Here is a 6,131-nt window from a genome sequence, read left to right as displayed (position 1 = left end):
GGGACACCGGGGCCCGCGTGGTGCCGGGGTCAGACCTCGATCACCCGCAGCGCGGGGTGGTCGACCGTGTTGAGGTACAGCTTCTCCTTGGTGCCCTCCTGCTCCAGCTCCAGGACGAGCCGGTACCGGTACAGGCCGGGCTTGGCCGTGCTCAGCACCGTGCCGGCCCAGTAGTAGTAGACCGGGGTCAGCGGGGAGCGCATCCGGTCGGGCATCCCGTAGATCTTGAGCTCGGTGAACAGCTTGCGCTCGGCCACGTCCTCCTCGTCACCCAGTTCGGTGTCGAGGACCACGATGTTGTTGATCTTGGGCATGGGTGGCCACGTGCCGTCCAGCCGCCGCTCCATGTCGAGCGGACGGATGATCCAGTTCAGCACCTGGCCCTGCTTGCACACCGTCTCCAACTGCCGGGTGCCCTGGCCCGAACCGCCGACGCTGTTGTCGATCATGTACATCGAGTCGTGCAGCGAGCGGTTCGCCGCGGCGCGCTCCATGTTCACGAACGTGACGATGTTGAGCTGGACCGAGTTCAGCTGCCCGGCGTTCTGCTTCTCCGGCTCGGTGCTGCGCGTGCTGGTCGTCAAGGTTCCTCCTCCGCTGCTCAGAGCTGCCCGGTCGTGTGGCCGACCAGGGTGGGCGACACGGCGGTGGTGATCGGCTCGGCCTGCGTGCCCAGCCGGAAGCTGATCCGGTACGACACCGGGGCCGTCTGGTCCTTCTTCACCGTCCCCGTCCAGTAGGCGACGTCGGTGCCGGGGTACACCTTCCGGACCGGCTCGCACACCTCCTGGTCGATCTCGATCCCGTCGATGGCCACGAAGGCCTCGCACTCGAGCGCCAGCACGTTCCAGAGCAGCTGGTCGCCGGCCTTGACCGGGGTGCTCAGCTCCTCGGTGCCGAAGCCGGTGGACCCGCCGGACCGGTTGGTGTCGTACAGGTACAGGTGGCCCTGGGTGCTCTGGGCCGCCAGCATGCCCACGCAGTCCACCACCGCGGTGATCGAGATCGGGCGCTTCGGCGTGGTCTTCTGCCGTGGCTTGGTGGTCATCTACTCCTCCTCGTCCTTACGGGATCAGGGGCTCAGGCGAAGCTGGCCGGAGCGATCGGCAGGTAGCCCATGCCGGCACCCGTGAAACCGTTCCGCTTGGGGTCCGCGGTGATCCGCAGCTTCGACTCGCAGGTGAGGTTGACCGGCTCCCAGGTCGACTCGCCCGCACGCTGGACCAGATCGTGGAGCTGGATCCGCATCTTGTAGGTGTAGGTCCCGGGCCGGGAGGTGTCGACCGTCGCCGACCAGTACCAGCCGTCGGTCACCAGGTCCGGGGAGCCGTACTCGGCCGGGTAGATGATCTTCTCGTCCACGGCTTCGCCGAAGATGTCGGTGATCACCGGGGCCGGGTAGCTGTGCGCGCCCTGGCTGTGGTCGGAGACCACCTTGCCCGTGACGTCCAGCAGTTGCTGCCCGGACAAGGCGCGGGTGCGCGAGGCGGCCCGGACCCTGGTGCCGACGGTCCTCTGGATCCTGGCCAGCGCGGCATCGGTGTCGCCGTTCGGCGTCGTGCGGCCGGCCAGGTCCGCCAGCTCCGCCAGCGCGTCCTTCTCGGCCTGCCGCGTCCGGGCGGCGTGGTAGCCGCGGGGCACCGTCGGCGGGATCGAACCGAGGCTGTACGGGAGCCAGTTGAGCACCTGCTCGCCCGCCTGCGAGCCATCGCTCCAGTAGGAGCCGTTGACCGCGGTGACCAGCTCGTCGGTGCCCTGGTTCCGGGAGCCCTGCAGCTTCATGTTGTCGAACAGATAGGTGTTGCCGGTCAGCGTCCGGGACTCCAGCGCGTTGCCGACGTCCACGAGCACGATGATCGCCAGTTGTTGGGCCATCTGCCCACCCTCCTTGTCGGTGTTCCGCCTACAGGCACATCAGCGCGGGCGAGTCGACGTGCAGCACGCTGTGATCGCCCTCGTACATCTGGAGCTCCAGCCGGTACCGGTAGGGCACCCCGGGGGCCAGGTACGGCGGCACGACGCCGGACCACACGTTGAGGTCCAACTGCCCGCTCTCCAGGCGCTGTCCGGCCGGCGCCGCACCGTCCGCGCCGCCCCCCGGGACACCCCCCGGGACACCCTCCGCGCCGTCACCCGCGGGAGCGCCCGCCGGGCCGTGATCGACGCCGTACTCGGGAGCCGCCACGCCCCCGCCCGCCGGCAGGAAGCTGATGCTCCTGATCTCGACGGGGGTCTGGAGGTCCACCGCCAGGGCGGACCACTGGACCACCTGGCCCGGCGCCACCACGGTGACCAGCTCCGGCGTCCCCTGGCCCTTGCTGTCGAAGGACCCGTCGTCGATCAGGCAGAGGTTGCCGTTCAGCAGCGACTTGTCCGAGAGCGCGCCGATCACATCCACCACGACGGCGATGTTCACTTGCGGTTTCATCCTCACTCCATTCCTCGAAGCCACGGACCGGGGCGGCTGTCCCGCCGCCCCGCCGGTGGTTCTGTCAGGCCCCGGTCGGCCGGCCTCGGCGGGTCAGCCCGCGGCAAGACCGGCCGGACGGGGCCTAGGCCACGGCCTAGCCCCGGTCGCGCACCAGGGGCACCTTGCCGACCGAGGTCCGCTCGATCTCCGCGGACGCCCTGGGCACGAACTTGATCAGGAACCGGTACCCGGTCTTCTCGATCGAGGCGGGGTTGGCCTCGCCCTGGTTGAACAGCGAGAGCGAGCGGGGCAGCGAGTTCACGAAGACGTGCTGCACCCCGTACGGGCCGAGCGCGGTGTCCAGCCGGTACGTCAGCCCCGGGGCGTCGTCGACCGAGGCCAGCAGCGTGATGGCCTTGCCCTCGCGGTGGTTCACGAACTGGATCTCGTGCGCCACCACGTCCAGGTCCACCGCCACGGCCTTGAACAGGTCCTCCCGCAGCGCCTCGTAGGCACGCGGGGCCGAGTACTGACTGTCGTTCAGGTGCAGGATGTCCCCGGTGCGGCCGGCGAACTCGAACTGACCGGTCTTCAGCCCCGGGCCGTCCAGCCTCGGGCGGCGGATCATCCGGTCGCCCAGCTTCAGCCGCAGCAACGGTGCCTCGTGCGCGTGCAGCCGGGTGACGACCAGCTCGCCCTCCTCGCCCTCCGCCACCCAACGGCCCTGGGCGTCGACGATCTCCACCAGGTGCAGTCCGGGCACGGCCGCCAGGTAGGGCGACTCCTCCCTCAGCTGGAGCCCGATGGTCTCCGCCTGGGTCGCGGCGAAGTAGCTGAGGATCGCCAGGTTCGGGAACATCGCCTTGAGCTCCGCGCGCTTGCGCTGCGGCAGCACCCCGCTCCCGTACAGCGCCGCCCGGAAGCTCTCCTTCGCCTCCCGGCTCATCCCCGCGCCGAGCTCGCTGAGGATCGCGACGCCCGCGGTGATCCCCATGAGCGCCTTCGGGCCCGGGTAGGAGAACATGTGCTCCAGCACCGGTGCGGTGACCGGCCCCGCACCGATGTAGTTGATGCCCGGCACCTGGGCCAGCACCCCGCCCACCATGGTGCCGCTGCTCCACATCTGGTAGTCCGCCAGCGTGGTGTACAGCCACTTGGGGTCACTGCCGTTCAGGTACCCGTCCAGCTGGTAGGCGCCCATGAAGCGGCCGGCCACCTCGTAGGTGTCCCGCAGCTCCCGCAGCGAGTACACCGTCTCCAGCGGCTTCCCGCCGCTGGTGCCGCCACTGGCCACGATCTCGAACCCGCCGCGCTCCAGCGGCACCACCATGCCCGGGCGCGAGTCCATGAAGAAGTCCCGCTGGGTCTCCTTGTCCGACAGCGGGATCCGCTGCCACTCCTCGTACGTCCGCGGAGCCTCACGGACTCCGGCGCCCGACAGGCGGGTGCGCCAGAGCGGGTTGAGCAGCACCGTGTTGACCATCTGCTGGAGGCGGCGCAGCACCAGGGCGTCCTGGATCTCGTGCGGCACCTCGCTGTACGGGGTCTGGCAGACCCGCTCGCACTCGCGGAGCTTGCTCGCGAACGAGGGGAGCTTCTCCACGGCGTCGATCGATTCCGGCTTCAGCTCCCAATCCGGAATCAGCCGGCTCGCCAGTTCACCGGCGCCGCCGGGTGCCGCCGGCCGAGCGGGTGCGACACTCACTGCACTCATCGTCAATTCCTCGTTTTCGCTTTGTTCATCGTTCCGTGTGCCGCGGTCGGTTCGGCGGCGTTCACCTGGCGGCGGCGGACAGCTCGGCCGCGACCCGCCTGATCTCGCCCAGCAGCATGCGGAAATTCTCGGCGGTGATCCGGTGGTTCATCATGACCACGCGCAGTGCGGCGACCCCGTCGACGTTCACCTTGGAGATGAAGAAGTTCCCCTGGATTTTGATCCGGTTCCTGATCGCCACCTGGAGGCGGTGCACGTGCTCGTCGGAGAGATCGGCGGGACGGTGGCGGAAACAGAGGATGTTGGCCTCCGGCCGGTGCACCGTCTCGAAATCCGGCTCCTCCAGGAGAATTCCGTGGATTTCCTCGGTCAGCTCGCAGAGGTACTCGATCTTCTCGGCGAAAAGGGCCCGGCCGTAGACGGACCAGAGGGTCCACAGCGGCATGATCATGGGCCGCTTGGTGCACTCGAAGTTCCGGCCGCCGCTGTCGAGCTCGGTGTAGCGGTCCGGCTCCTCGTCGAAGACGTAGCTGGCGTGCTGCTGGAAGGCCCCGTCGCTGTCCTCCTTGTTCCGGTAGAACAGCAGCGTGCAAGGCGCCGGCACGAACATCATCTTGTGCGCGTCCCACGCCAGGGAGTCGGCCTTCTCGATCCCCCGCAGCTTGTGGCGGAGCTTGTCGGAGACCAGCAGGCCGGCCCCGTGCGCGCCGTCGACGTGCAGCCAGATGCCCAGCTCCCGGGCCAGGTCGCCCAGCTCGTCGAGCGGGTCGAAGGCGCCCACCGAGGTGGTGCCGGCCGAGGCGACCAGGGCGAACACCTTCAGCCCCTGCCGCTCGGCGGCCTCCAGGGCGCCCCGCGCCCGCTCCGGGCAGATCCGCTGCTCCCGGTCGAGCGGCAGCCGGACGATCTGCGACTCCCCGATCCCCAGGATCCCGGCCGCCCGGGACACGCTGTAGTGCACGTCAGCGCCGACCGCGACCGCCGGGCGGGGCGCGCCGTCCGCCCCAGGGCTGCCGCTCGACCAGAAGTCGGGGAACGCCTTGTTCCTGGCCGCGAGCAGCGCGGTCAGATTGGCCAGCGACCCGCCCGAGGTGGTCACCATGGCGAAGCTCCCCGGCTCCCACCCGATGAAGCGGTTCAGCTCCTCGGCCATGATGCGCTCCGCCACGCTGGGCAGCTGGCCCGCCTCGTAGAACGAGGACGGCTGGTTGACCACCGAGCTGACGAAGTCGACGACCCCGCCCAGCGGCACCACGCCCGAGAACTGCCGCCCCATGTAACCGGGCGAGTGGACCTGGATCCCCGTCCTGACGTACAGGTCGACGATTCCGTCCAGCCGCTTCTCGTCGAAGGGCGCGATCTCGTCGCGCTCCGCGGCCATCAGGGCCCGCGCGGCCTGCGTCAGCGTTTCGGGGTCGATCAGGTCGAGCCCCCTGATCGAGGAATCCGACAGATGGCTCTCCAGCCGGCCCAGTACCGTTTCGGTATTGGCCCGGAAGAGCTCGGCCCCGAACGCACTCGCCATCGCCCCGCCATCGCGTGGATTCCCGCCCCCGAAATCTGCGGACGATCGCTGCGGTTGAACACCGAAAAGCGACCCGCCTCCACCGCGCTGCTCGATCATCTCCTGCTTCGATCGAGATTCCACCTTATGAGCCCCCCAATGGGCCTTCGTTGAAGATGCTGAGGACAACGCGTTGGACTCTTCCGCCCCTTGGCTGTCCGTGTCCAGCCGCATAACTCCAACGGGTGAACCCCTCCTTTTTCCCGAATTTCGATTGCATGCCATCGCGACCCGGGCCCGGCACCCGATCTCCGCAAATCCGCGCTGGCCAGGCCGGTGAAGTGCTTCATCACATTTCGAACGGCGTATTCAAACTGCCCTCGAACTCCACCGACGGGCGGGCCGGTGAGGCGGGCACCGGGGTCGGCCGTGCGCACGGAGGCGCCGGAGCTCCACGGGAGTCCCGCGACGCGCTCCGGGGCGGGCCCGCTTCCCCCGGGGGC

Annotated in this window: 6 protein-coding genes; all 6 read right to left on the bottom strand. The window is 69.1% G+C overall.

Going from position 1 to position 6,131, the window contains the following annotated elements; genetic code table 11:
- Window positions 1-29 precede the first annotated feature (29 nt).
- Window positions 30-584 carry a hypothetical protein gene (locus ACFRMQ_RS36875; RefSeq protein WP_380735209.1) on the bottom strand — a complete coding sequence of 185 codons (555 nt, stop codon included), beginning with the start codon at window positions 582-584 and terminating at the stop codon, window positions 30-32.
- A gap of 17 nt (window positions 585-601) precedes the next feature.
- The gene (locus tag ACFRMQ_RS36870) at window positions 602-1,048 is read right to left on the bottom strand and encodes a hypothetical protein (protein WP_380735208.1); all 447 of its coding nucleotides are present in this window, start codon (window positions 1,046-1,048) and stop codon (window positions 602-604) included.
- 32 nt (window positions 1,049-1,080) lie between these two features.
- Window positions 1,081-1,875 (bottom strand): hypothetical protein, encoded by a 795-nt coding sequence (locus tag ACFRMQ_RS36865; RefSeq protein WP_380735207.1) that lies wholly within the window; start codon window positions 1,873-1,875, stop codon window positions 1,081-1,083.
- A gap of 28 nt (window positions 1,876-1,903) precedes the next feature.
- Complete coding sequence (locus ACFRMQ_RS36860; protein WP_380735206.1) at window positions 1,904-2,428, bottom strand: hypothetical protein; 525 nt, start codon at window positions 2,426-2,428, stop codon at window positions 1,904-1,906.
- A 136-nt stretch (window positions 2,429-2,564) separates the two neighbouring features.
- Entirely contained in the window at window positions 2,565-4,124 is a 1,560-nt protein-coding gene (locus ACFRMQ_RS36855) for a hypothetical protein (protein ID WP_380735205.1), read from the bottom strand.
- 61 nt (window positions 4,125-4,185) lie between these two features.
- Complete coding sequence (locus tag ACFRMQ_RS36850) at window positions 4,186-5,649, bottom strand: pyridoxal phosphate-dependent decarboxylase family protein (RefSeq protein WP_380735204.1); 1,464 nt, start codon at window positions 5,647-5,649, stop codon at window positions 4,186-4,188.
- Window positions 5,650-6,131 lie beyond the last annotated feature (482 nt).

This window comes from Kitasatospora sp. NPDC056783 (assembly GCF_042789895.1).
In the GTDB taxonomy this organism is placed as follows: Bacteria; Actinomycetota; Actinomycetes; order Streptomycetales; family Streptomycetaceae; genus Kitasatospora.
This window is presented reverse-complemented; position numbering and strand designations above follow the sequence as displayed.